The organism is Aquimarina rubra (genome assembly GCF_042684305.1).
Classification (GTDB): domain Bacteria; phylum Bacteroidota; class Bacteroidia; order Flavobacteriales; family Flavobacteriaceae; genus Aquimarina; species Aquimarina rubra.
On the sequence record NZ_JBHULE010000035.1, the window covers coordinates 109,107 to 134,628 of the forward strand.

Genomic DNA, 25,522 nt, shown 5'->3' on the forward strand with positions numbered 1-25,522 from the left:
TTTATAATCCAAGGTGTATATAAATAATTTGGTTTATCGTCCGAATTTTCAATGGTCAAGGTTTCTCCATTTTTAAAATCAATTGTTATTTTTCTCTAAACGGTTGTGGTACTCCAATTTCCATATCCAGTATTAAATACTTGGTTAATTACAACATCTGGAATCGAATCAAATCTGTCAGCCACATTTTTATAAAAACTAAAATCTGTGTTCTCACCTGGAAAAGTGTAATAATTATAATAGTCAAGGCGGTCGTAACCTTTTTTCTTTATTTTCTGTTCTTCCTTATCTATGAAATCTTTAAAGTTATCTAAGTCTTTTTCCGAAATTTCTAAATCATTTACTGTTAGTTTTTTAAAACGAGAATTATCAATTTCGTTAACTATGTTATTTAATAATTGAGGATTTATTTCTTTATTCATCTTGGATAAAAAACGTTTGCCTTTTTTATATAGTTTAAATGAATTGTTTTTTACTCTATACTCTCTGAATTGCCTATCGCTATGAAAACAACCTTGACTGCCTATTTCAATTGAAAATTTATCAATATTATTTTTTGATAGACTAAACAGAGATTTTGGAAGTTTGTATTCAGAGATTTTTTGTTCATCAATATTTACAACAAATCTTTTGTCTAAATAATTGTCTGCAATTACAATTTGGTTTTCAAAAATAACTGCGTTTGAAACGTTAATAGGTAATTCCATATATCGATACCATTCCGTTCTATTTTTATCAAATCTTAAAACAGTAGTTCCATCAAATCCAATTTCTTCCCCATCGTAATTTACTTTTAAGTAAGGCTCTCTAATTGGTATGTCATTAGTTTTAAGCTTTGATACCAAAAAATCGTTTTTGTTGATTTTATAAATTTCTCCGTAAGTGAAAGCGAAAAGGCTATTGTTTTTAGTATTGATAGCCGTTGGAATACTACTTAATCGTTCGTTGGATTGCCAAATAGATACGAAATTTGAATCCCTTAATTCTGTTTTCAAATCTTTGCCAATTAAATAAATAGACTCATCTGACGTAGTTTCAAAGTCAGATATATTTGGTAGTTCTATCCAGTCTATATTATCACTTTTTGTATAGAAGATATTTCCTTGTTGATTAATAATATAATAATCACCGAAAATTCTTATTTTTCTTATATCAGGTCTATGTTCTTTAGAAAGCCTTTCATATTTTTTTTGGTCTAAGGGTGTTGGTAATCTCTCCCAACTTATACAATTGTCAGTCGTTTTATACAGAATGTTCCAAAAAGAACCAAATAAACCTGTTTTTTCATTTTTAGCAAAATGAATTGTAGCAAATCGTAATGCGTTTTCATTTCCTGCTTTATCAAAGCTTTTCCAAGTTTTCCCTTTATTTTCAGTATAATAAATAAGTTGAGAATTTCCACTCATCCAAGCCTTTCCATTTTCGTTAATGTAGGCAGCATCAATCCAACTACTTTTGCCGAATTTTACTTTATTCCAAGTTATTCCTTTATCAGTTGAACGAAAAACAAAGTTTTGTTTTCCACCTTCTTGTATAAACCCTGAAATCATTAGGGTATTTTCATCGAAAAAGTTTACTCTTTCAAAGGTTTTTCCAAAACTAAGATTGTTAGGATTAAGAGAACCAAAAGGTCCCATATGCCACAGTTCACCAATTTTATCTGTATAATATGTGTTTCCCGGTTTCGTAGCAATCCAAATCCTCTCTGAAGGTGATACACCTATTTCCGAAACTCCTCCACTAATGGAAAGATTGGCTAAATAGATATCCTGACTGAAGATTGATAATGGTAAAATAAATATTAATAGTAAGAGTAATTTTCTCATTGTTTCATTCGTTTATACGAAGCTAATTCAGTCTGCTCTATTTTAAAATTCGGATTGAGTAAACTATACTTTTCAGTTATTCATTCTTGGTCTTCCTTCCAAATGATTTTTTATATATCGATAATGCGAGGTCTTTAATCTTTCCGCTTTATATTCTTTTTCGATTAATTCCGATATTTCCTCAAAATATTCTTCTTGAGCGTGTCTAAAAATTAGCCAGATATTCAGTTTTGGGCAATCAATTCTCTCGTCACTAATCCAACCATATTTTTTAGTCAGTTCAATTAGTTTTTTAGTATTTCGGACGTCTATTTCAAGCTGTAAAGCCCAAACCGAATCGATTGCTTTTTGGGAATATTTTTCTTTGTTGTTTATGTATTCCGATAATGTCCCTCTATGCAATTGGTCTTCATTTCGCATTTCGGTGAGCATTTCACACATTTTCTTTTTATTCCGAATAGTTTTTTGAGCAAATCCAGAATAAGTGATAAAGAAAATTAATATCAGAAATGTGTTTTTCATAATGTATGGTAACGGCTCGGCTAAGAAACATAGCGCTTTCGAAGTGGTTGCTTGTCCACCGAAAACAAGGTTGGCTAGATATACGAACCATTCTAAAAGCCTTGTCTGCCTATGTTTTCTTAACCGTTGTTGTGTTTAGTATATTTTATTTTCAGTAAGCCTTTTATAAATCCAATTATCTTCTTTAAGCATAACGTCCTTAAAATAACTATGGTCATAAACTAGTTCTCCGATTCCTGTTTTAAATGTAATGGGTTCGACTAAGTAAAACAGTTTTGTAACAAAATCGAGAGATAAGTAATACAAACACTCAGTGAAGTATCTATCAATCATAATGTCATCACCAATATTAGTTTCTTTTTTGCCTTTAATAAAATCAAAATACTCTATAGAAACTTTTGCGCCATTATGCAGAATACAATTCCTCAGTAAGTTTGCTTCATCTAAGATTTCCACTAGGCGTTTATCAAAGTCGAAATCAAGCCTAAATTTGCTTTTAATTCTCTTCATTCTGGTTGAGAAACTTCCTTTCCCCCATTTTCTATGAGTTATATGAATTATCCTTTCGGTTTTAAGTTTTTCAAAATTCTCTAAATTTTTTAAAGTCGAAAAATCAGGCTTAACATTATGCTGTTCTATATATTCCTCATTAGTGTAATAAATAACTCGGACTGAGTCTAAAATAAACCCTTCAATTACGCCAACAATATATACAAGCTGTTTCTCTGAAATAATAGAATGGAAATCAATCTCGGATATTAATAAATTGTTGTTTCCTATACCTGCAATTACCTTAGGTGTATTTGAGTTTTTATGGGCGATTTTTTGGATTTTATAAAATGGATACGAGAAGGAAGAGCCGTTTATTATACTTTTCGTTCTTTCTCCTAAAATCGCTTTAATTTCTTCTTTATTTTTTCCCTCAATGAAAAGTTGTCTTTCCTTCAAAGAATAAGATATTTCATTATTAAAGTCTGATTTAAGGCTATCGCTTATATTATTTGGGAAAGAATCAAAAACTTCATAGGAAAACAAACTTGATAAATGAGCTTTGTGTATTAATTCTAAAATGTTTTCAAACAACTTTATGTAATCTTCAGAAGTAGTTTTCATTTTTTGTTTCAGAGTTTTTATTACACATAACGTTCCTTGTATGTTGCGTTTGCTTCCCGAAGGGTGCATATGCAATATACAATTTGTTAGGCAAAGTTTTTTTTATTTCAAAACATTGAATCTGATCCTTTTAATAAGCCTATCAGAGTTCTTGTCAAAACCTTCGCGTCCGTGAAGAATTATATCATTTCTAAAAATAATTAGGTCACCTTCTTTCATCTTAAGATTAAATTTACAGCTTTCGAAAATTCTATCTAATTGATCTAATTTTTCCAGTTCTTGGTGATCTGTTTTTGAAAAAGATTCTATCATAACTCTATCATAACATATTCTGTAATGATGTTTGTCTTTATTTAGAATTGAACGGTTCTGATTTCTAAATAACCATTTCTTATTTATTAAATATAATCTATCCCTATCACTCAGTTTATCTAATATATTATCTAAGAATGCAAAACTATTTACTCCTTGTTCTTTGGATGCTGGTTTTATACAAAGCATTCCGATACAATTAGGAATTTTTTCAAAATCAGAACAATCTGTATGTAAAGGAAAACGTAAGTTAGAATTCGCTAATGACTTAAAGAGATTATTTTGAAGAGATATTTTTACATCAAAAACAGATCGTCCTTGATTATTTCTTCTTTCGATTATTGGATTACCTAATTTGGTAATAAAATTTTCATAAGCTAAGTCTTTTTTAGGGAAGTTTTTAATTTGAACTATATGTGTTCCATAATTTAACTTACTAATTATTTCTTTCGGATCAATTTTTTCTTCAAAATCATATTTAATTAACCAGTCCTTCATTTCTTTCTATAAACAAGCTTAGTTCTCCATTCACCCCATATTTAGGGAATTCACTTATTTTTTTACTTAAATCTTCAATTCCACTATAAAATCCTCCGCTTGGATCAGATTGAATGAAGTGACTACAAGATACCTTGATAATTTCTCCATCATATTTCAGCTCTTTATGTAGCGGAACTTCTATAGCTTCATGTAATTTAATAATAAGCTCTTCAATTGACTTATTTTCAGTGATGTCAATATCAATGTTTTTTAGAATTGGATTACCATCTTCATCGTGATCTAAGAAATATTGAATATTCATAATTATTTTTGATCAATTTATTGTTTCTATTTTGCCTAACTACTGTATAACAGCAATTGTATTTATTTTTATTATAACAACTGTTTACAACCGTAGAATTAAACGTTTAATTCTACGGTTAATTTTTATTTTATATTCTGAAAGAAACATAAAATTCCCCAGAAAACAAAGCTACTAATCCATTCTTGTAATCATACGAGTCAGTTCGTTTTGGCCAACTGACTGGTATTGATTACTGTTACTCCACCTTTACTCTTACTCCTTCAGAATGACTGCTAAATTCCGGGGCGTACATACTTTGGATTGTAGTAATTCCGTTAGAGAAATCCCCTTTGTTATTAACCCGCAAGTCATATTCAAAAACATATACTCCTTTTGGTAAATAATCAAAAAAGAAATTAGTAGAAGCATCTTTGGTGCTTTCATAATATCCTAATCCATCTTGATATTTGTATTGAGAGAGCACATTGATAGGTTCTAATCCAGAAGCTCGCATATCTTTCATATGCACAAATTCCATCGTACGGTCTGATCGTAATTCTATACGTACTCTCACCAAATCTCCTAATTGCAATTGAGTGTCGTCAGTGATCTCTGTGATTTCTTCTCCCTTATCCGTATTCTTTTTTAGGAACAGTTTTTTCTTCAGTTTTAACGGAGTTTCTGCAGAGGTAATCTTGTCCAGGTTTTCAAAATACTGCCAGTACAATGCTCCCCAGGCAATTCCTTTTCCTTTTTTCGTGATTTTGGCAGTAGCCATATCTTTCTGTATTTCATTTCCGTTCCAGGAAGTTTTAAAATATCCTGTTCCAGCTTCCACTTTTACATCTTCCATCTGGCTTGGATCAATTTTTTGATCACCCAATACAATTTCCACCATATCGGTTACCGATAACCAATCACTGCCTTGTAATAACAATGCATAGACCGCTTCTGTAGTCGCTTTGGTAGTTTTCCAACGGTTAGTTTGCTTGTTTTTTAATAGCCAAACTTTCAGGTTATCTACAATCTCCGTCTTTTTAGGTTCTTGCTCGATCTCTGCAAAAGCTTCGATCATCAATGCCTGCGTTTCTATAGGAGCCTGATACCAGTACCAACTTGCCCTATTAGATTTCCAGTACATACCCAGTTCCTCACTGGTAATACTTTTTTCATCTAGTGATCTAATGATTTTAGTAGCCGTAGCAGGTTCATTATTTCTATGTAGTATCAACGCCAGCATTCCTTGTGAATATAAACTTCTGTCCAACCAATATTTCTTAGATTGTCCCATATAATATTCCCAGGCTTCATTGGTACTATTAGCTCTGTTGACATCCGAAAAGAAACTACGCATGTATAAATAATGAAGTTGTGTATAGCTTAGATGATCTTTATTGATGTCTATTTTATTACGTTTACAGTATCTTTTAAGCTCTTCGTATTCTTTTACGAATTCCTGATCCAGATAGCGAACTGCTTTTTGGACCATGTTTTGGGTCTTGCTATCAAATTTGGTTACCCCCAGTTTTTTTAAATGCCCAAAACCAGCGGCAATATGTTGTGTGATATAACGATTTTCTCTTCCACCTTTAAACCACGGGAAAGCTCCGGAACCAAACTGCACTTGTTGTAATTTGTTTAATGCGCTTTGCAGTTCATTATTCATTTTGTTCAAATCAAAAAGTAAAGCGATGCGTTTCTTTTGTTCGGTTTCGCTTAAGGCATCTCTTAACCAGGGCGTTTCTTGTATAATCAACGATTTTAATTCCTGATTTTTTTCCAGATTGCTCAATAAAGCGTCTGTATTTTTCCATTGATCAAACACTTCCTGGATACGAGGATTAGAATTTGCAATATGGCTTGCCAATGAATTGGCATAATACCTGGAGAATGTTTGTTCTGCACATTCATATGGATACTCCATCAAGTATGGTAGTGCCTGCACCGCATACCACGCCGGGTTAGAAGTCATTTCTAACGTAAGCTTGTGGTTTTTTAGGGTAGTAGATGTATTATCTTTTAACTTATCTAATGTAAATGTTTTGGTCTGATCAGAGCGTATCCACATTGGCAATGTTTCTGTTACCAACATTCTGTTAGATAACACAGGTAATACATTCTGCTCACCATCAGAGAAATCCCCGGCTTTTGCTACAATCTTATATTGAACCGTTTGTACATTGTCCGGAATTTTGAGTTCCCAGGATACATTTGTATTTCCTGCAGCTTTTACAGAAAAATCCTGACGAATATTAGTATTCTGTAAATCAGTGTCAATAGACTTTCCGGTTAATGCGTCTGTTAATTGTAGTTCGATAATCCCTGTAAGGTCTTTGGTAGAAATGTTAGATACCTTAGAACTTAGAATAATTTGATCTCCTTCTCGTAAGAATCTTGGTGGATTTGGCAAGATCATTAATTCTTTTTGAGTAACCGTCTCTAATACTTGTGTGCCGGCATTCAATTCTTTGGTATGAGCCAGCAACTGTAATTTCCATTTGGTCAAAGCTTCCGGAGCTGTAAAGTTAAAACTTACATTGCCCTCAGGATCCGTGGTTAACTGTGGAAAGAAAAAAGCAGTTTCCTGCAGGTTTTTACGGATTTTGACAGCTTCTAGAGAAGGATCTTTCTGGTCTTCTTTTTTGTTGCTTTTATTTTCAACTTGACCTAAAGAATCTGCTTCACTTTCTTCTTTGACTGCATTACCAGTTACAGCAACTTCTTCCATTTCTAAATCATCCGTAGCCATTTCCATTGCCATTGGAGCGGGAGAACTTTCATTAGCCATTCTTCTCATTTTCTTACCTCTTACGCCTCCTAAAAGATCGTTTCCATAATAAGAACTACCAAAATACAGTCCAAACCAATTCAGTTGATCATAACCTTGATATTGGAAACCAATTTTCCAGCTGTATCCGTCGTAGATATTAAAATTCTCTTGTGCAAAACTTCTGTTGGCTTTTCGCTGAGAATAGGAGTAATAAATAGGTCTGTTAATAGGATTAAAATACCACTGATGTGGTCTAAATTGATCTAATGAAGCATCATACATGCTTGCCAACAGTTCTGCAATTACTTTGTCTCCTTTTGGACCTTTGATTGTAAAACTCCAGGTTTCTTGTTGTCCCGGTTGTAACTTATCTCTAAAGGTTTTGGTCTCGATCGTAAGTTCTGTAGGTTCATAAGGAACGGCTATCGGTAGCGTACCACTTTGGAATCCATTATAGTTTGCAAAGCTATATGCAATAGCAAATCCACCCAGATCTTCTTTTTTTACCGGTATTTTAATGGTTTTGCTACTGTTGGATAGTTTTATGATTTGAGTTTCGATAACCTTATGGTTTTTTTCGATATCTATTGTTACATATATATCTTCTGAAGCAGAACTAAGTTTTAGTATTACTTCATCACCAATTTTGTAGGTATTTTTATTTGAGGTAATTTCAAACAATTTATTATCCGGAATGGTGTTGTTTGATTGATCAAAAACACTAAAGTATCTGATATCTTTCACTTCCTGCCCGAATTTGTCCTTGGTATCAAGTTCGATTACATATTTACCGGTTTCCCACTTTTTGATATTTCCCAGCGATAACTCCTGTGTGCCTTTCTCATTATCTTTGGTTGCTATGGTGTTATAGGTTTTATCAAAAACCAGATTTCCTTTTTCCCAGTTTCTAAAGTCATCCTCATTTTGATAAGCATCATGAGGAAACAACCTCTTAAACTCTTCTTTTGTTAGAATGTTATAATCAGGCGCTTTCCAGGGACGAGCACGCAAAGGGCATTCTGGGGCCTTTAGCTTATGGATTTTGATGGTACCGTTATTGGCCACAAATTCATTATTGAGATTTTGAGTACTTACACTAAGCGTGTGATCTTTTTTGGTTTTGTCAATTTCTGAAGGTATGCTGATGTATGCTGTTAGCGCGTGATATCCTACGTTTACATAGGTTGTCGTACTTCTGGTTTCTCCATTGATATCTGTAACATCTGCAATTACTTTGTAGGTAAAAATGGGCTGATTTTCTTTTGATACACTTTTATCAGGTACTGCTGCAAATGTAATGTTGTATTCACCGGTATCATTAGTTTTAGTTTCTCCGTGTGTGATTTCCTGTTCTTCGGTGTTTCTTGGAAACCAATAACACCAGCGCGGATATTGCACTTGTCTATATACTCGATATACTACTTTAGCATCCGTAATATTACTTCCTGCATAGGCAGTGGCGGTCCCTGTTAGTTTGATACTGTCGTTAACCTTATACGTTTCGGTAACCGGATTGAATTTTGTTTCGAATTTGGGTCTTTTATACTCTTCTACAGAGAATGAAGTACTATTGTAATTATCCGTTTGAATGATATAATTACCGGTTAATCCAGAGGATGGTAGGATGAACTCACCTGCAAAGGATCCGTATTCATTGGTTCTAAAGTTTAGCATTTTAACTTCTTGGCCATTTACATCGATAAGTTTTACAAAAGTTGGTCTGTTGGCTACTACTTTAGGATCTTCTTTTCCTGTTGCCGCCATCATAATTCCTTTAAAATAAACGGTCTGTCCCGGTCTGTAAATACTTCGGTCTGTAAACAAAAAAGAGGTATGTCTGGTACTGTTGTCAGGTGTATCGTTAGCAGCATATTGATTGAGATACAATCCTCCAAAGTATGCTTTATCAGATCCTTTGCTAACAGTGGCTGTTACATTGTAATAATAACCTTCTGTATTAAAAGAAGCTTCACCTTTTTCATTTGTGGTCAAGGTTTGGTTTAGACTGTTTCTTCTGCTATCTGATACGAGTTTTATACTGGCATTTGTAATCGGTGCACCGTTATTTCTATCTATTACCTGAAATTTTGTTTCGCTCGCTGTTTTGTTTTCTACTAGGGTAAGATTAGTCACCTGTAGATTACCAAAAGAAAATAAATGTTTTTCACTAAGATCTTTAGTTGTCGATCCTACAATCATATAGATTCCTTGTGCTAACTCAGGAATTGCAATTTCTATATTGTGGTTTTGATAGTCTTTTTCGTCAAGAAGTTTGGCATCCCACGAGTTCACTACTGATAATTTATTCAGAAAAGCGATTTGTTTTTCTCTTTCATAAATTTTCTGAAATGATTTTAATTGATTTTGTGAAATCTTTAAAGCCTTGAAATAGAGTAGGTCCAGGTTTTTATAGTTCACTAAAAGTCGTGAAGGTTTGTTGATAGGAATATAGCTTTCTACTTTGATGGAATTAACCTGTTTATCTAGTATCTGTTCTTTTAAATATTCACAATTTTTAGCACCTCTGGATTTAGGATAGCTGGCCATAGCTTCATCACATACTTTTATTGCTTTCTGAAGCGTCCATCGATGTGTTTCGTTTTCATTAGGGATATAGCTGGCAGCTTGTGTCTTATAAAGGTTTGCAATTTCGTAATCATATAGCGTGGAAGAAGGACTGTTTTGGTGTTTCTTCTTTTCAGATTGTAATGTCGCTAGTAAAAGTTCTTGTTTGTCATTAAAAATAGCATTGTCGTGTATAAATTTTAAACGTTCTATATTTACTTCAATCAATGCATCCGGTTGCTTATCTCTTTTATGAAAATTGATAAGGTTTTGATAAATCTTTAAGGCGTGAAATTGTAACGATAATGAATCCTGTGTGTTAAGGGTAATTGTGGAAAATTGTGCGTGATCTTTTAAATAATCCGGTGAATCTATCTCAAAGACATATGCAGGTTTGGTAATACTGGTCTCTGAAGTTTTGTAAAACGCTAAGGCATTATGAGATAAAAAATCATAAAGCGTTGGTCTATAAATTTTTGAATCGTTGGATTGCGTAAGGATGTCATTAAATTTCATTAAATCCGTTTGCTGAGCTAACAAACCATTCTCTAGTGATTTCTGGTAATACAAATGGATCTCTTCGAATAAGGTTTCTAAATCCCAGGTTCTAAAGTCTTCTTTATCTACTTTTTCTGAAGTTTTGGTTCTGTTGTAAAATTGCCATCGGTGCTCCTGAAAATATTGCCAATACAGATTGGCTAAAATACTTTCCAGGATATTTTTACTTGGAAATTTACTTTTAGCAATTTCAGTTTTAAACTCCTGGATGATATTTAATTGTGCATTTTCTTCTAAAACCAGGTTGTATTTAGCTTTATAGATTAAGGTTTTTGTGATCTGATTGATGTTGTTTGATTTCTTGGCCTTGTTATATATAGTTTCTACTATTTCCAGCGCAGATTTTGGTAACCCTTGCTGGTCAAAATCTTCTACTTTTTTCCAATCGTCTTGATAGTTAAGGTTGTCTTGCGCTGCCATATAATGTAGGTTTGTAATAAAGAGTATGAAAACAAGAATGATATATTTTTTCATCTGTTTGATTTTTTGTGTTTGTTAAAACGATAACAAGTCTCGTACCACATTTGGGGTTAAAAACTTGACGAAGGTAAATAACTATATAAAGCTACATAATTGCAACGATAAATTAGGGAAAAGCTTGTTTTGTTTAGTGAAGGATTTAAGTGAGTGAGTATTTTAAGCAAATGAGTAGGTGAGTAAGTGAGTTTTGTTTTATCCTAAATCGTAATTCAAACTTCGTAATTAATTTTATCTTTACTCTTTTGAAACAAGAATTTAATTATGCGTGTACATTTTATTGCAATAGGAGGTAGTGCGATGCACAATCTGGCTATGGCATTGCATCAAAAAGGAGACAAAGTAACTGGTAGTGATGATGTAATTTTTGAACCTTCAAAATCGAGATTAGATCGTTATGGGTTATTACCTGAGACTTTTGGTTGGTTTCCCAAAAAAATCACTGCTGATATAGATGCAATTATTCTAGGAATGCACGCCAAAGAAGATAATCCGGAGTTACATAAAGCTCAGGAATTAGGATTGAAAATATATTCTTATCCGGAGTTTCTATATGAACAATCCAAAAATAAAACCCGTGTAGTTATTGGCGGTTCTCACGGTAAAACCACGATTACTTCTATGATTTTACACGTTTTACATTATCACGAGAAAGAAGTTGATTATATGGTTGGTGCTCAATTAGAAGGTTTCGACACGATGGTTCACCTAACAGAAAACAATGATTTTATGGTGTTGGAAGGAGATGAGTACCTTTCTTCACCTATAGATCGAAGGCCAAAATTTCATTTGTATCAACCTAATATAGCATTGTTGAGCGGTATTGCCTGGGATCACATTAATGTGTTTCCGACGTTTGAAAATTATGTCGAACAGTTTCAGATTTTTGTTGATAGTATTGTTCGGGGAGGAAGTATAAATTATAATGCTGAAGATCCTGAAGTAGTTAAAGTAGTTGAAAACTCAGAAGATCAAATTCGAAAAATACCATATAATACTCCTGAATATAGAGTGGAAGACGGCGAAACATTATTGCAAACTCCAGAAGGCGAAATGCCAATTGAAGTTTTTGGAGCACATAATTTAAGTAATCTGGCTGGAGCCAAATGGATTTGTCAACATATGGGTATTGATGAGGAAGAATTTTATGAAGCAATCGCATCGTTTAAAGGAGCGTCTAAAAGACTAGAAAAAATAGCAGAAAGCAATACTGCTGTTGCTTATAAAGATTTTGCACATAGTCCCTCTAAAGTAAGTGCCACGACGAATGCGGTAAAAGAGCAATACGAAGATAGACATTTGGTTGCCTGTCTTGAACTTCATACTTATAGTAGCCTCAACGCTGATTTTCTAAAAGAATATGAAGGTGCGCTGGATGCTGCAGATGAAGCAGTAGTTTTTTATTCTCCCCACGCTGTAAAAATAAAACAGTTAGAAGAGGTTTCTGAGGATCAGATAGCAGGGGCTTTTAAAAGAAATGATCTTATTGTTTATACGAATCCAGAAGAGTTTCAAGCGTATTTGAAACAAAAAGATTTTGCAAATTCAACCTTGTTATTGATGAGTAGTGGTAATTACGGTGGTCTAGACTTTGATGAGGTTAAAGAGATGATTTAAGGTTTAAAAATGTTTCTCAAATAATCCATTAACAAAATCAGCAACATCTTTTTGATTGTTTTTAATTAACTCTTGTCTGGCATTTTCAATATCAGCAGGTACTTTATCCTGACTTAGTTTAAATTTTCCTTCCCATTGTTGTACTTCAATCTCAAAACAATGTATATAAGGAACCAGACGATCCATTCTGGGATCTTCTATGGATAGTTTAAAATTGTGATTTGGAGTTTCCAGAAATTCTGTCATTACGACCATAGATTTTTTTACAATTTCCGGCTCTTTGATTTCTTTTACGATTCCTCTGGCGTGTGCAATAATATAGTTCCAGGTTGGTAGTTGATTCGTAGTATAAATAGAAGGTGAAATATAGGTTTGTGGTCCCTGAAAAACCACAGTGATAGGGTAGTTATCTTTTAATAATTCTACGTGCGGATTATTGGCATCGATATGTCCTACCAGTTTATCACCATGAAAAATAAGCGGTGCATGAGTGATAAAAGGTATTGTGTTCTGAGCAGATACTAAAGTGGCAAAAGGATATGCAGTTGCTACACTTTTAATATTTTCCTCGTTATAGTCTTGATGATGTTTTGGTGGATACACAGAAGAGACTATACGTTAAATTGTTGTAGATGATGATCTAAATGTTTGTATTGCATTTTACCCCATTGATCCTTAGTAAATGTTCCGAACATAGGATGTGGATCCCATTCAGAAACAGTTCTTTTTTCAGAGAATTCGTTTACAAGTTCTAATAATTGTTGTTTTTCTTCTTCAAAAACCTTTGTATCCACTACCTTTAGTTTTGGATGCGTAGGTAAGCTTCGCTTCCACGGTTTATCATTGTACATTGCTTTCTTGAAGAATAGTTTGGCTAATAAACTGGGCTTCATTGGCGGATACTCCTTCTTTAGTGCTATTTTTAGAGGGAATTGACAATGATAAAACATTTGAGAAATATCCATCTTACCCCACGAGGGAGCACTGGTATTCGATAATTTATGAATACGATCTTCTATTTCTTTTTTAGCAGATTCGTCAAAGAGAGATTTCATGTACAGTAGGATTTAGCAACTAACACTCAAAAATAATAGAATTATTTTAAAAAAGGAGCATAGAAATGCTAAGCTATTACTAAATAACTCTTTTAATGATTGCTAAAAGTTAAATAAATTCTAACCTACTTTTTCGAAAACAAGTTTAAGAATACCTTCTAAATCACCGTTGGCAGAAATATCCGAAGGTGTTCCTAAATTGATCATCAAAGGCTGATCCTTAATCTTTCCCATTAAGAAATACTGAAATGTAGTTCCGGATTTAAATTTAAAACCTTTTAGTTGTGATCCAAATGAAGTAAAAGTTACTGCGGTTTTAGAAGTATTACCGGCTGCAAACGCATCGATAGTAGCATCAAAAACAGCGGTTAACATATCATCACTGTAATAATCCCATTTTATGGATGTTCCATTACACGCTTGAAGCTCAAACTCAGATTGTGCCTGGCATCCTCTAGGTACTTGTATGTGGTTTCCTACTAGGTTTAAAAAGCTGATTCTTTTTCTATCTTGTCCGTAGAAACTAATAGTAGCCAATAATAATACGAAAGTAAAAATGTTCTTCATAAATAGGTTAATTTGAAGTTGTTAAATTCTTTGTTTTTAGATTATGGGTGGTCAAATATAGTAAAACTTTCATTTTCAAACAAATATAAATATGATTTATGTATCAAGATCAACACGAAATCCCATTATTGTTAGAATATTTTAAGTAATAAAATGTTGTGTTTGAGATAAATAGTTTATACTTATATATTGAAAAGTTGAGGGAATAAAACTGTATAAAAAAATTATATGAGTAAGACAAATTCTTCATTTTCTATCAGGGAATGGAATGAAAATGATCGTCCAAGAGAGAAATTGTTGGTTAAAGGGAAGAATGCATTAAGTGATTCTGAGTTGATTGCGATTTTGATAGGTTCTGGAAATCGGGATGAGAGTGCCGTTGCATTAAGTAAACGTATTTTAGCAAGTGTAGATAATCAGATCAATTCCTTAGGAAGACTATCGGTGAAGCAATTAATGAATTTTAAAGGTATCGGAGAAGCTAAGGCAATTTCAATTGTTGCGGGTCTGGAATTAGGGAGAAGGAGGAAGGAAGAAGAAGCTCCTGCTATACGTAAAATCACAAGTAGTAAAGATGTGTTTGATGTTTTAAACCCGCTAATCGGTGATCTGGAACATGAAGAGTTTTGGATATTATATCTTAATAACTCTAATAGAATATTACAAAAAAAGCAAATAAGCGTAGGAGGTAAGACAGGGACATTAGTAGATCCAAGAATTGTTTATAGATTTGCGTTAGAGTTTAGTGCAACTTCTATTATTTTGGCTCATAATCATCCTAGCGGTAGTTTGGTTCCCAGTCAATCGGATAAAGCCTTAACCCAAAAATTAAAACATGCCGGAGTAAGTTTAGATATTAAGCTACTAGATCACTTAATAATAACAGAAAAGGAGTATTTTAGCTTTGCAGACGAAGCAATACTATAATTATAAATATGTTATTAGTTTATGTTCAAAAAATAACTCCTAGAGTATCTTATACGTTTAAGCACATCTGCAAGAGAATCTTGGGATTGGAGGTTGACTTTACTTCTAAAATAGAATCTTTTATTGCTCACGATGGTCCTAAATTATCTTATGGAAAACAACCATTGGGAAAAGAACTTTATTTTCAAAGTGTTGATCTGCTTTTTGAACATGGATTTAATGAAGTAGATATACAAGTGTTTCCTTGGGAAAACACTCAATGCTTTTTCCAGGTGAAGCATCCCGATGCTGCTTTACCGTTTGATGTTTTTGCCGCTACCTTTTATTTGTTAACCAGGTATGAAGAATATTTACCACACGTAAAAGATGAATTGGGAAGGTTTATCGCTACCGAAAGTATAGCGTATCAGAACGGATTTTTACAAGAACCGGTTGTTGATATTTGGGCACTTAAATTCAAGAATGTTTTAAAAGAAAAATATCCTGATATCATATTTCAGGAAAGAACATTTAATGTGCTTCCTGTGTTATACGTAAATCAAACCTTTGCATATTGGCAAAAGGGAATAGTAAGATCTTTGGGTGGTGCTATTCGGGATCTATGGCAACTAAAAATTAATGAGTTTACAGATAGAATAAAAGTAATACTCGGAATAAAAAAAGATCCTTACAATACTTTTGATTTTATCATTGATTTACAAAAAAACAAGATTAGAAACTGTATTACGTTTTTTGGGTTAGGAGATTATACCAACTATGAAAAAAATATTAACCATAATAACCCGGAGCACAAAGAAATAATTAAACATGTTTCGGATTATGTAGATGTTGGCCTAAAGGTGTCTTATGAAGCTATATCTGATCTTGCAATACTAAAAGAAGAAAAAACAAGAATAGAAAATATTGTCAATAGACAACTACGATATTCTTTATGTGCTTTTTATAAAATAAAGCTACCCGAGGCTTACAGGAATTTTATTGAATTAGAAATCAAAGAAGACTTTTCTATGGGATATCCCGGGCATTCAGGTTTTAGAGCAGGAACGTGTACTCCCTTTATGTTTTATGATCTTGATTATGAGGTGCAAACACCTTTAGTAATACATTCTTTCTGCTGTACTCCCAAAAGTTTTGAAAATGCAGAAAACGAATATGCAGTAAAGCAAGAGCTCAACGCTTACGTAGAAAAAATAAAAAATGTTAACGGTTCGTTTATCCCGGTTTTTAGTAATGGTTTATTTAGTGAACTTAGTGAGCAAACCTATTGGAAATCAATATTAGAGTTTATTTGGAACAAAGATGAAAATAGAAAAAATTGACCATATATTTTTTGATTTAGATCATACGCTTTGGGATTTTGATAGAAATTCGGCTTTAGCCTTTGAATTGATGTTTGATAAATTCAACATTCAGATTTCTATTGATCAGTTTTTGTCGGTGTATCAGCCGATAAATTTGCGATATTGGAAATTATATCGAGAAGAGCAAGTAACAAAGACAGAACTCCGGCGAGGAAGACTTATAGAGGCTTTTGCTGTTTTTGGCAAACGATTGCCTTTAGAAATTATAGATGCCTTATCAGATGATTATATCAATTTTTTACCACTTAATAATTACTTGATTAATGGGGCAATAGAGTTATTAGAGTATTTGATGCCAAAATATCAAATGCATATTATTACTAATGGTTTTAAAGAAGTACAGCATACAAAACTTTCTAATGCTAAAATCAATCATTATTTCAAAACGGTTACTAACAGTGAAGAGGTTGGGGTTAAAAAACCAAATCCTATCATTTTTGAGCACGCACTAAAAGTTTCGGGGGCTGATATTGATAAAAGTTTGATGATAGGAGATAATTATGAAGCAGATATTATTGGAGCTGAAGCTTTAGGTATCAGGGCAATATGTTTTAACTATCATCAAGAAGAATTACCGGGAGAAGCTATTCAGGTTTCAGCATTAAATCAGATAAAAAGTTACATTTAGTAATAAATATTTGTATATTTTCGTTATTGTTAAACAACTCCCCCCAGATGAAAACAAAAAAGACCTATGTATTGCTGCTGATTATTGCTGCAATTTTGATGACAGCCTCTTGTGTGAAAGAGCTGGATTTTGAACAACTTGAAGATGCCGTTCTAACACCTGTCTTCGAGGCAGATTTTATTTATTCAGAGTTTGACGTAGAGGAATTTATTCCCGCAGGCGCTCCTCCAAACACAGAATTCACAATTCCACCGGAAGTTTTACGAGACACGATCAACTATGATTTAGTGGGTACCGATTTTGCTATCGATAATTTAGATAGTGTAGAGCTGACAATAGAGGTTAGGAATACAATACAAAGATCATTCGTGCTTCAGTTTCAATTTTTAACACAAGCCGGGCAGCCGATAAACAACCAAACATATACGATTCAGGTTCAGGCGGGATTAGGAGAAGGTACTGAGCCAGTAGTTTCTCCCCAACCTGGAGATCCTGATAATTTAATTGTACTTGATGCTGGTGATTTAAATGAATTAGCTTCTGCCCAAAAAATTGCTACGGAAATTGTTATTCCTCCACCTGCGTTAAATACGGATTTAAGAGGGAAGCTAGAGCTAAGATCAAAAGCCAGTTATTACGTAAACTATCAATTATGAGAATCCTATTATGCCTTTGTTTAGGTTTATGGGGATGCTCGTTATATTCTCAAAATAAAGAAACCTTATACGATTTTACAGATTTGCCTCAATCGCTAATGCTTAATCCTGGAGCAGAAGTTAATTTTAAGTATCACGCAGGAGTACCATTTTTATCTCAAATACATTTTAATGTTGGGTTTAGAGGAGCTTCTGTTTATGATGTTTTTGCTGATGACGGTAGAGATATAAATGATAAAATTGAAAATACCATAAATAGATTAGGAAGTCAGGATTATTTTACGCTTACCCAACAATTAGATCTCATAAATTTTGGATGGAGAAGTAAAAAAGATCCTAATTTATATTACTCGGCAGGACTGTACCAGGAGTTGGATTTAATTGTCTATTTTCCAAAAGACTTTGCTGTCTTAGCATATCAGGGGAATCAAGATTTTATTAATGTGCCGTTTCGATTTTCTAATATTAGTGCTACAGGAGAATTACTAACGGTCTTTCATTTTGGTTATAATAAAAAAGTAAATAAGAAACTTACTTTTGGAGCTAGAGCGAAATTATATTCCAGTATTTTTAATTTCCGAAGTACAAAAAACAGAGGGACTTTTACAACCATAGAGACCCCACAAGGCAATAACATATATCAACATGTGATTAGCGATGCAGATGTTAGTGTGCAAACTGCAGGGTACGCTTCTTTGCGCGAAATTGAATCCGAAGATAATTCTGACGGAGCTAGTCAGGTGCTTAATAAGTTTCTTGGTAGAGCATTTCTTGGTGGTAATTTGGGAATTGGAGTTGATATGGGATTTAGTTATAAAATAGATGAGCAATGGACGCTTACCGGTAGTATGACTGACTTGGGTATGATTTTTTATACTAAAGATGTGGAAACGTATAGAGCAAGAGGAAATTTTGCTTTCGAAGGATTGGAAACTCCTATCACTGATGATAATGGACAGGATATTCTGGATGAGTTAGAAGAGGCAATACCTATTGATACCTTAAATACCAGTTACGCGGCTTTGCGCCCGCTTAAGCTTAATAGTTCAATTAAGTATTCCTTTAATCGATACGATGATGGTAGCTGTAATTGCGCAGATCCTCCTTATCAGGATGCTTTTGGTTTGCAGGTTTTTACTCAGTTTAGACCTAAACGACCCCAATATGCAGCATCGCTCTTTTATTACAAGCGGTTGTCGAATTTTTTAAGAGGTAAAGTAACTTATACTGTGGATGATTATTCATTTAAAAATATTGGTTTGTTATTATCTACACATATTGACAAAATTAATTTCTATATTTCGGCAAATAATCTTTTAGAATATTCTAATCTTGCAGATGCCAGAGGTGCATCTATTCAATTAGGATTTAACGTAATAATGTAATGAATATAACACGTATTTTATTTTTAGGGCTTGCTTTTTTGTTTGTAACTAATATTTCTGCACAGAATAGTGTGAATGATTATAAATATATCATAGTGCCAGAGGGGTATGTTTTTTTGAGAGAGAATGATGATTATCAGTTAAACTCTTTGACAAAGTTTTTGTTCAATAAATATGGGTTTAGGGCATTTATTCAAGGAGAAAAACTACCAGAAGATCTTAAAATAAATGGTTGTAAAGGATTGAGAGCTGATGTGAAAAAAAACTCGGGATTACTGAAGACAAAACTTGTTGTGAATTTAGTCGATTGTAATGGAACAACTATTTTTAGTTCCAGAGAAGGTACCAGTAGGGAGAAAGAATTTAAAAAATCCTACCATGAGGCCCTTAGAAATGCTTTTAAAGATATTCAAGCCCTTAATTATAAATACAATGGTAAGAATGAAGGTATTGTCAAAAAAGAGGCTGAAGCAATCCCCGATCCGGTATATACGACTCCATCTGTAACTACAAAAGACGCTCCGGTTTCGAATAATGCGAATAATGAGAAGCAGATCGTGAATAAGGCATCAGAGAAAAAGACTATATCTTTTTTATTTAAAGAAGAGGTGTATTTTTTTGAAAGTAAACCGTACGGTTTTGAATTAAAACAAAAGAAGGAAGTTACATCCGTTTCTATCGGAAAAGTATTTAAGTCTAGCAGAAAGAATAATTATATTATTCAAGCAGGTGATTTAAGCGGAAGCGGTTATTTTGATTCTTATGGAAACTTTATTCTGGATAGAGTTAATCCGGCAACAGATAAGTTGATAACAGATACCTTTGCTCGTCAATAATTTCAATAGTTATATTTATCACCCCAACGTGATTTAAGAAAGGCTCTTAGCGAATTTTCACGCTGGTTGTTCCCTGGCTCGTAAAGCTTCGTGTTTTCTAAAGATTCAGGAAGAAATTCCTGTTTCACAAAGTTTTTATTATGGTCGTGAGCATATTTATAATCTTCACCATAACCTAATTCTTTCATAAGCTTGGTTGGAGCATTTCTAATATGTAATGGTACAGATAAGTCTCCCGTTTGTTTTACCAATTGTTGTGCTTTATTGATAGCCATATAGGAAGCGTTACTTTTTGGAGAAGTGGCTAGATACACCGCACACTGACTTAAGATAATCCTAGCCTCAGGATATCCCACAGTCGTAACCGCCTGAAAAGTATTGTTGGCCATGATTAATGCCGTTGGATTAGCGTTGCCAATATCTTCAGAAGCTAAAATGATCATTCTACGAGCTAAGAATTTTAAATCTTCTCCTCCTTCAATCATTCTAGCTAACCAATATACTGCAGCATTCGGGTCACTCCCTCGAACAGATTTAATAAATGCTGAAATAATGTCATAATGTTGCTCTCCTGTCTTGTCGTATCGTACTGTATTCTGTTGAACAAGTTTCAAAACCAGATCGTTTGTAATTGTTACTGTATCTTGATCCTGACTGGAAACGATTAATTCAAAAATGTTTAATAATTTTCTGGCATCTCCGCCACTCAATCTTAGTAAGGCTTCTGTTTCCTTAAGTTGAATGTTTTTCGAGAGTAAATATTCATCCTGCTTCATTGCCCTATCAAGCAATGCTTCTAGCTCTTTTTTACCAAAAGGGTTAAGAACATATACCTGACAGCGCGATAGCAATGCCGGTATCACCTCAAAACTTGGATTCTCTGTAGTAGCGCCAATTAGGGTAATCCAGCCTTTTTCTACAGCTCCAAGTAAAGAATCTTGTTGGGATTTGCTAAAACGGTGAATCTCATCAATAAATAGAATTGGATTCTTTGCTGTAAACAATCCGCCACTTTGCTTTGCTTTGTCAATTACCTCACGAACTTCTTTTACGCCACTATTGATAGCACTGAGTATATAGAAGGGTCTTTCAGACTGATTTGCTATAATGTTGGCTAATGTAGTTTTACCAACACCAGGTGGTCCCCAAAGTATTAGAGAAGGAATAATGCCTCTTTTTATTTGTTTGGTTAAAGAGCCATCATCACCTATTAAATGTTCTTGACTTAAGTACTCTTCTAAAGATTTAGGACGAATTCTTTCTGCCAGTGGTTTGTTCATATTTACAAAGGTACTAAACAGAGTTTATTAGAGATATTATAATTATTAACTTTATTAATATTGAAAAATGTTATTTTGAACTTTATGTTGAATTGCTGACAATTTAGCTGGGTTTCGTATTTGGTTGGCTTTTTGATCTATAAAAAATGCTTATGGAAAAAAGTAATCAGTTTAGATTTAGTACAGGAGTCATAGGGTATCCATTATTATTTGTATTGGCTATATGGATCGTTTTTTGGTTCGAAATAAGGTTTGGTTTTGATTTTAATAATTTTGGAATATACCCTAGAACCTTAATAGGATTAAGAGGGGTGCTGTTTTCTCCTTTTATACACGGTGATTTGTCTCATTTATGGCATAATACGCTACCTTTATTAATTCTATGTATGTCGCTTTTCTTTTTTTACCCTAAAAATTCTTGGAACGTGTTGTTTTTAGGAACATTACTTACTGGTGTTCTAACTTGGTCATTAGGTCGGCCTGCAAATCATATTGGGGCTAGTGGTATAATTTATATGCTTTTTGGTTTTCTCTTTTTTAAAGGGATATTAGCAAGGCATTTTAGGTTAATAGCGTTATCATTTGTTGTCGTTTTTATTTACGGAAGTATGATTTGGTATACACTTCCTGTTGACCCAAAAATATCTTGGGAAGGACATTTGTCAGGGCTTTTGGTAGGTATTTTATTGGCTTTTTTAATTAAAAAAGGAGTCGCGAAACCAAAAACATATTATTGGGAATCTCCTGATTATAATCCAGAGGATGATGAATTTTTGAAACACTTTGATGAAAACGGTAATTTTATAGAAAGATTACCGGAGGAAGAGTGGAAAAACGATATCGAGATAATTTATGAGCTTAAGACTAAAGATAGTCTAGAAAAAGATGATTAGAAGTAAAATTCTGAGTTTTATAGCCTTTGTCGGATTGATTCATATAAAAACACACCACAAGCAACGGAAACATTGAGTGAAGCTATTTCTCCGTACATCGGTAATTTGGCCATGTGGTCCGTAATTTTCAATACTGAATTTGATATTCCTTTACCTTCACTTCCCATAACAATTGCCGTAGGTGGAGTAAGATCTATATCATAAATAGGGCAGGATGCTTTTTCTGTAGCTGCTACTATTTGTATACCTGAAGCTTGTAAATAAAACATTGCATCTTTTATATGATCAACTTTGCATATTGGAATTTTAAAAATAGCTCCAGCGGAAGTTTTTACGGTATCTGCACTTACCGGTGCTCCACCTTTTTTCTGAATGATAATACCGTGAACACCAGTACATTCAGCGGTTCTGATAATTGCGCCAAAATTGCGAACGTCAGACAATTGATCCAAAATTAGAAATAGGGGAGTTTCTCCAGATTCAATAACTTTAAGAGTTAGGTTTTCCAAATTGTGAAATGCGATGGGAGCAATATGTGCAACAACTCCTTGATGGTTTTTACGAGTTAACCTATTCAGCTTTTCAATGGGAACATATGAAAAGCTAATATTTCCTTTTTTAAGGAGGTCCATCAATTCCTTAGATAATTCACCGGTTAACCCTTTTTGAATAAATAGTTTATCTATTGTTTTTCCAGAGTTAATTGCTTCGATGACTGCCCTGATACCAAAGATTTGAGATTCATTTTTCATAAAGACAAATATATATTAAAAAATCATCCCGATGCCTAGGCATCGGGATGATAGTTTATAAAATCTAATTCTGTTAATTGAACTTAAATTTTACTCATCACAAGTGGGAAGTTACCGCAACAAGTATAGGAGAATGCTGTCAATACAATATTCCCGGAACAGGAAAAGGTGAAACCGGCATTACTTTCTGCTGGATTCAAGCTAAAGCCGAAATCATATAATTGATCTCCAGAAGGGATCGAAATTCCTGTGGCAGGGTCTACATTAATTACAAGATTAGAATTGAAGGCAGGGTCCCCAAAATCTACTATGGAATATTGGTTGTCTCCTGGTCCAGCAATAACTTCGAACTGAGAACCAGCGGCAAATAACCCTGCGGTACCTCCGGGTTGTATTTCGTAAATACCACCAATTTCTGAAGAAACAAAAGGACAAGAAATAAAAGTAGTATACCTCAAAGCTTGTGCTAATCCAGGATTAGAAATATCACCTAAAAATTGTAGTTCATCTTCTCCGTCAAATACCAAACCATTTGTGTCGGTAATAGTAACTAAAAAGTCAAACTTATCACCGGGACCAAGATCAGCAAGAGTTAGTCCTAATGCATCTGCTAAATCAGTAGCAGTCACTCTTAGGTCAAAAGGAAACTCAGTTATTGTTCGAAATGGAACAAATGCTCCGCCATTTCGATTCACTCTCATTTCGTAAGAAGCGATAGTACCAAACCCATCAACTATCCTTCCTTCATAAGCAGAGCCTTCAAGGTCTAATACATTAATAACAGGTGAGGATATTTCTGTAAAATATGCCCAAGGTGCATTAACCGTATCAGTTATCTGATTTTTCTCATCATCTTCACAAGAGAAAAATACCGTCGCTGTCATCACGACTAGAAATATTTTAAATAATTTTTTCATTTTATAAAAATTTTAAATGTTTTTATTAGTCAACAAACCCTTCTGCTCTAGTGTCCCAAAATACAGGAATTGCCTGATTAGGTTTTTGATCTACGCTAGAGTTTCTATCTACCAAGTTACTTGGGTATAAGAAAGATCTAATAAATACACCAGGATTAGCTAACAATGATGGTTGTAAGTTTTCTGGTTTTCCAGTTCTTCTATACGTGTTGTATGCTTCTATACCATTTCCAAATAAAGCAATAAAGTATTCAGTAACTACAATTTCTAATCTTTCATCGTTGCTAGCTGCATTATCGTAATTAGTTAGAACCTCGTCAATATAATCCTGAATATCCAATGAGAAATCTAAGAAGTCATCACTAGGGTCATCTGGTGTGTCATTATCATTAACTGTAGATGTTTGCGTGAAATTTGAATCAACTAAATCAGGTCTGAAGTTAACTACTTTATCAAAGGATTTTTCAATACCAGATCTAAGGTATGATCTAGCGTCTCCGGTTGTACCTAATTCTAATGAGGCTTCGGCCAACATGAAATCTACATACGAACTTAACATAATTGGTGAGATACCAGCTCCTTGTGCTCCAACTGTTCTATCGTTTGTACCTTCGAAGCTATCATCATCAAATTGAGCTCCGATTGGGTATAGACCCCAGTCTGTTCTGTCGTTTTCATCTGGAGGAATACCATCGTTGTCATGATGATCTCTACCATTATATCCTTGTCCAGCTACACAGAATACTTCTCCAGCGGGGTAGTGAGCTGGTGCATTTTCTACAATACAAGGCAGAGCATTAGGATCTGAAGAAGCGTTACTTCTATTTCTGTAAAAGTAATATCTAATTCTAGGATCGATTAGTGATTTATCATTTAATAACAAATCCATATATGAATTAGACTGGTAATCAGTTACACCATTATCAAAGTTTCTTCCAAATATCGGATGTCTACTGTCAGGATTTGCATCTACAGTTGAGTAATTAAATTGAAAGTCTTGGTCAGCGGTTTGGATATAATTTCCACTAGCTAGGATATTATTAATTCCAGTGGTCGCAGCAGCACTGTTAACTAAACGTGTCTGCAAGTATAACTTTAACTTTAATGTATTAGCAAAGCTGATCCACTTGTTTTTGTCACCATTGTAATAAACATCTACAGCTGGTTCTGCACTAGCTGTTAGATTAAGATTAGCAATGGCATTATCTAACAAAATAAACATTTCGTCATAGATCGCTTGACCACCATCAACATTTGGATTTTCATTTTCTAAACCTAAAATAGCTTCACTATAAGGAATATCTCCTAAATAGTCCACTAATGTAGCCATTACATAAGCTTCAAGAATTTGCCCAATTGCAATATGAGTAAATAATCCTTTTTCTTCTGCAAGTGGAACCATTGCTCTATTATCAGCTATGATACCTGCGTATGCATTTGTATAAGCATTGTTTAATTGCCCAGGACCATAGCCATTATCATAAGTTGGACCAAACTGGTGAAGTATACGAGTTACTTCCATTCCTTCTTCAGTTATGTTTTCAAAAAAAGTAGCAGTAGTAATTTGCATACTGTTTAAGAAAAAATCTATATCAGCCTGATTTGGATTAAGTACATTTGGACTTTCCAGAATCTCAAGTTCCGTTGTTTCGCAAGAATTTAATCCCAAAGCTAGAACTAGAAGGAATAAAATTCTTTTTATATTATTTTTCATATTTATC

21 protein-coding genes are annotated in these 25,522 nt (G+C 33.7%); 8 read left to right on the forward strand and 13 right to left on the reverse strand.

The window, feature by feature from the left end; all coding sequences use genetic code 11:
- Positions 1-95: 95 nt before the first annotated feature.
- The 6 genes from ACFSR1_RS20190 to ACFSR1_RS20215 form a co-directional block, all read right to left on the reverse strand.
- Positions 96-1,826, reverse strand: a complete 1,731-nt coding sequence (locus ACFSR1_RS20190; protein WP_378294857.1) for a WD40/YVTN/BNR-like repeat-containing protein — start codon at positions 1,824-1,826, stop codon at positions 96-98.
- Between the two features lie 72 nt (positions 1,827-1,898).
- Positions 1,899-2,348, reverse strand: a complete 450-nt coding sequence (locus ACFSR1_RS20195; protein WP_378294858.1) for a hypothetical protein — start codon at positions 2,346-2,348, stop codon at positions 1,899-1,901.
- 135 nt (positions 2,349-2,483) lie between these two features.
- Positions 2,484-3,461 carry a hypothetical protein gene (locus ACFSR1_RS20200; RefSeq protein WP_378294859.1) on the reverse strand — a complete coding sequence of 326 codons (978 nt, stop codon included), beginning with the start codon at positions 3,459-3,461 and terminating at the stop codon, positions 2,484-2,486.
- A 102-nt stretch (positions 3,462-3,563) separates the two neighbouring features.
- On the reverse strand, positions 3,564-4,271 hold the full coding sequence (locus tag ACFSR1_RS20205) for a TauD/TfdA family dioxygenase (protein WP_378294860.1): 708 nt from the start codon (positions 4,269-4,271) through the stop codon (positions 3,564-3,566).
- A complete protein-coding gene (locus tag ACFSR1_RS20210) occupies positions 4,252-4,575 on the reverse strand; it encodes a hypothetical protein (protein WP_378294861.1) in 324 nt (107 codons plus the stop codon). Before ACFSR1_RS20210 ends, ACFSR1_RS20205 begins: the two co-directional genes overlap by 20 nt.
- Positions 4,576-4,813: 238 nt before the next feature.
- Positions 4,814-10,924, reverse strand: coding sequence for an alpha-2-macroglobulin family protein (locus ACFSR1_RS20215; protein ID WP_378294862.1), 6,111 nt, complete (start codon positions 10,922-10,924; stop codon positions 4,814-4,816).
- 267 nt (positions 10,925-11,191) lie between these two features.
- On the opposite strand from ACFSR1_RS20215, the gene ACFSR1_RS20220 reads away from it, so the two are divergent.
- Positions 11,192-12,544, forward strand: a complete 1,353-nt coding sequence (locus tag ACFSR1_RS20220; RefSeq protein ID WP_378294863.1) for a UDP-N-acetylmuramate--L-alanine ligase — start codon at positions 11,192-11,194, stop codon at positions 12,542-12,544.
- 3 nt (positions 12,545-12,547) lie between these two features.
- Here ACFSR1_RS20220 and ACFSR1_RS20225 read toward each other — a convergent pair whose 3' ends face one another.
- The 3 genes from ACFSR1_RS20225 to ACFSR1_RS20235 form a co-directional block, all read right to left on the reverse strand.
- Positions 12,548-13,147, reverse strand: a complete 600-nt coding sequence (locus ACFSR1_RS20225) for an FMN-binding negative transcriptional regulator (RefSeq protein WP_378294864.1) — start codon at positions 13,145-13,147, stop codon at positions 12,548-12,550.
- An 8-nt stretch (positions 13,148-13,155) separates the two neighbouring features.
- On the reverse strand, positions 13,156-13,599 hold the full coding sequence (locus ACFSR1_RS20230) for a DUF1569 domain-containing protein (protein WP_378294865.1): 444 nt from the start codon (positions 13,597-13,599) through the stop codon (positions 13,156-13,158).
- Positions 13,600-13,719: 120 nt separating this feature from the next.
- On the reverse strand, positions 13,720-14,166 hold the full coding sequence (locus ACFSR1_RS20235; protein ID WP_378294866.1) for a hypothetical protein: 447 nt from the start codon (positions 14,164-14,166) through the stop codon (positions 13,720-13,722).
- A 228-nt stretch (positions 14,167-14,394) separates the two neighbouring features.
- On the opposite strand from ACFSR1_RS20235, the gene radC reads away from it, so the two are divergent.
- From radC to ACFSR1_RS20265, 6 genes are read left to right on the forward strand one after another with little or no spacing between them, the layout of a single operon-like run.
- Entirely contained in the window at positions 14,395-15,093 is a 699-nt protein-coding gene (gene radC / locus ACFSR1_RS20240; protein ID WP_378294867.1) for a RadC family protein, read from the forward strand.
- Between the two features lie 8 nt (positions 15,094-15,101).
- Entirely contained in the window at positions 15,102-16,412 is a 1,311-nt protein-coding gene (locus tag ACFSR1_RS20245) for a polysaccharide deacetylase family protein (protein WP_378294868.1), read from the forward strand.
- A complete protein-coding gene (locus tag ACFSR1_RS20250) occupies positions 16,393-17,082 on the forward strand; it encodes a YjjG family noncanonical pyrimidine nucleotidase (protein WP_378294869.1) in 690 nt (229 codons plus the stop codon). The genes ACFSR1_RS20245 and ACFSR1_RS20250 overlap by 20 nt, the downstream gene beginning before the upstream one ends.
- Before the next feature lie 47 nt (positions 17,083-17,129).
- The gene (locus tag ACFSR1_RS20255) at positions 17,130-17,738 is read left to right on the forward strand and encodes a hypothetical protein (RefSeq protein WP_378294870.1); all 609 of its coding nucleotides are present in this window, start codon (positions 17,130-17,132) and stop codon (positions 17,736-17,738) included.
- Positions 17,735-19,123, forward strand: coding sequence for a DUF5723 family protein (locus tag ACFSR1_RS20260; RefSeq protein WP_378294871.1), 1,389 nt, complete (start codon positions 17,735-17,737; stop codon positions 19,121-19,123). The genes ACFSR1_RS20255 and ACFSR1_RS20260 overlap by 4 nt, the downstream gene beginning before the upstream one ends.
- Entirely contained in the window at positions 19,123-19,959 is an 837-nt protein-coding gene (locus ACFSR1_RS20265; RefSeq protein WP_378294872.1) for a hypothetical protein, read from the forward strand. Before ACFSR1_RS20260 ends, ACFSR1_RS20265 begins: the two co-directional genes overlap by 1 nt.
- A gap of 2 nt (positions 19,960-19,961) precedes the next feature.
- On the opposite strand, the gene ACFSR1_RS20270 is transcribed toward ACFSR1_RS20265, so the two are convergent.
- On the reverse strand, positions 19,962-21,239 hold the full coding sequence (locus ACFSR1_RS20270; protein ID WP_378294873.1) for a replication-associated recombination protein A: 1,278 nt from the start codon (positions 21,237-21,239) through the stop codon (positions 19,962-19,964).
- 152 nt (positions 21,240-21,391) lie between these two features.
- Here ACFSR1_RS20270 and ACFSR1_RS20275 point away from each other — a divergent pair, with 152 nt between their 5' ends.
- Positions 21,392-22,132 (forward strand): rhomboid family intramembrane serine protease, encoded by a 741-nt coding sequence (locus tag ACFSR1_RS20275; RefSeq protein WP_378294874.1) that lies wholly within the window; start codon positions 21,392-21,394, stop codon positions 22,130-22,132.
- Between the two features lie 17 nt (positions 22,133-22,149).
- On the opposite strand, the gene rlmB is transcribed toward ACFSR1_RS20275, so the two are convergent.
- The 3 genes from rlmB to ACFSR1_RS20290 form a co-directional block, all read right to left on the reverse strand.
- The gene (gene rlmB, locus ACFSR1_RS20280) at positions 22,150-22,884 is read right to left on the reverse strand and encodes a 23S rRNA (guanosine(2251)-2'-O)-methyltransferase RlmB (RefSeq protein WP_378294875.1); all 735 of its coding nucleotides are present in this window, start codon (positions 22,882-22,884) and stop codon (positions 22,150-22,152) included.
- 83 nt (positions 22,885-22,967) lie between these two features.
- On the reverse strand, positions 22,968-23,801 hold the full coding sequence (locus ACFSR1_RS20285) for a hypothetical protein (protein ID WP_378294876.1): 834 nt from the start codon (positions 23,799-23,801) through the stop codon (positions 22,968-22,970).
- A 25-nt stretch (positions 23,802-23,826) separates the two neighbouring features.
- Positions 23,827-25,515 (reverse strand): SusD/RagB family nutrient-binding outer membrane lipoprotein, encoded by a 1,689-nt coding sequence (locus ACFSR1_RS20290; protein WP_378294877.1) that lies wholly within the window; start codon positions 25,513-25,515, stop codon positions 23,827-23,829.
- Positions 25,516-25,522: the final 7 nt, after the last annotated feature.

Bases quoted from the DNA above. Each gene is read 5' to 3' on its own strand.
- ACFSR1_RS20190 (WP_378294857.1), bottom strand. From the start codon at position 1,826: ATGAGAAAATTACTCTTACTATTAATATTTATTTTACCATTATCAATC.
- ACFSR1_RS20195 (WP_378294858.1), bottom strand. From the start codon at position 2,348: ATGAAAAACACATTTCTGATATTAATTTTCTTTATCACTTATTCTGGA.
- ACFSR1_RS20200 (WP_378294859.1), bottom strand. From the start codon at position 3,461: ATGAAAACTACTTCTGAAGATTACATAAAGTTGTTTGAAAACATTTTA.
- ACFSR1_RS20205 (WP_378294860.1), bottom strand. From the start codon at position 4,271: ATGAAGGACTGGTTAATTAAATATGATTTTGAAGAAAAAATTGATCCG.
- ACFSR1_RS20210 (WP_378294861.1), bottom strand. From the start codon at position 4,575: ATGAATATTCAATATTTCTTAGATCACGATGAAGATGGTAATCCAATT.
- ACFSR1_RS20215 (WP_378294862.1), bottom strand. From the start codon at position 10,924: ATGAAAAAATATATCATTCTTGTTTTCATACTCTTTATTACAAACCTA.
- ACFSR1_RS20220 (WP_378294863.1), top strand. From the start codon at position 11,192: ATGCGTGTACATTTTATTGCAATAGGAGGTAGTGCGATGCACAATCTG.
- ACFSR1_RS20230 (WP_378294865.1), bottom strand. From the start codon at position 13,599: ATGAAATCTCTCTTTGACGAATCTGCTAAAAAAGAAATAGAAGATCGT.
- ACFSR1_RS20235 (WP_378294866.1), bottom strand. From the start codon at position 14,166: ATGAAGAACATTTTTACTTTCGTATTATTATTGGCTACTATTAGTTTC.
- radC (WP_378294867.1), top strand. From the start codon at position 14,395: ATGAGTAAGACAAATTCTTCATTTTCTATCAGGGAATGGAATGAAAAT.
- ACFSR1_RS20245 (WP_378294868.1), top strand. From the start codon at position 15,102: ATGTTATTAGTTTATGTTCAAAAAATAACTCCTAGAGTATCTTATACG.
- ACFSR1_RS20250 (WP_378294869.1), top strand. From the start codon at position 16,393: ATGAAAATAGAAAAAATTGACCATATATTTTTTGATTTAGATCATACG.
- ACFSR1_RS20255 (WP_378294870.1), top strand. From the start codon at position 17,130: ATGAAAACAAAAAAGACCTATGTATTGCTGCTGATTATTGCTGCAATT.
- ACFSR1_RS20260 (WP_378294871.1), top strand. From the start codon at position 17,735: ATGAGAATCCTATTATGCCTTTGTTTAGGTTTATGGGGATGCTCGTTA.
- ACFSR1_RS20265 (WP_378294872.1), top strand. From the start codon at position 19,123: ATGAATATAACACGTATTTTATTTTTAGGGCTTGCTTTTTTGTTTGTA.
- ACFSR1_RS20270 (WP_378294873.1), bottom strand. From the start codon at position 21,239: ATGAACAAACCACTGGCAGAAAGAATTCGTCCTAAATCTTTAGAAGAG.
- ACFSR1_RS20275 (WP_378294874.1), top strand. From the start codon at position 21,392: ATGGAAAAAAGTAATCAGTTTAGATTTAGTACAGGAGTCATAGGGTAT.
- rlmB (WP_378294875.1), bottom strand. From the start codon at position 22,884: ATGAAAAATGAATCTCAAATCTTTGGTATCAGGGCAGTCATCGAAGCA.
- ACFSR1_RS20285 (WP_378294876.1), bottom strand. From the start codon at position 23,801: ATGAAAAAATTATTTAAAATATTTCTAGTCGTGATGACAGCGACGGTA.
- ACFSR1_RS20290 (WP_378294877.1), bottom strand. From the start codon at position 25,515: ATGAAAAATAATATAAAAAGAATTTTATTCCTTCTAGTTCTAGCTTTG.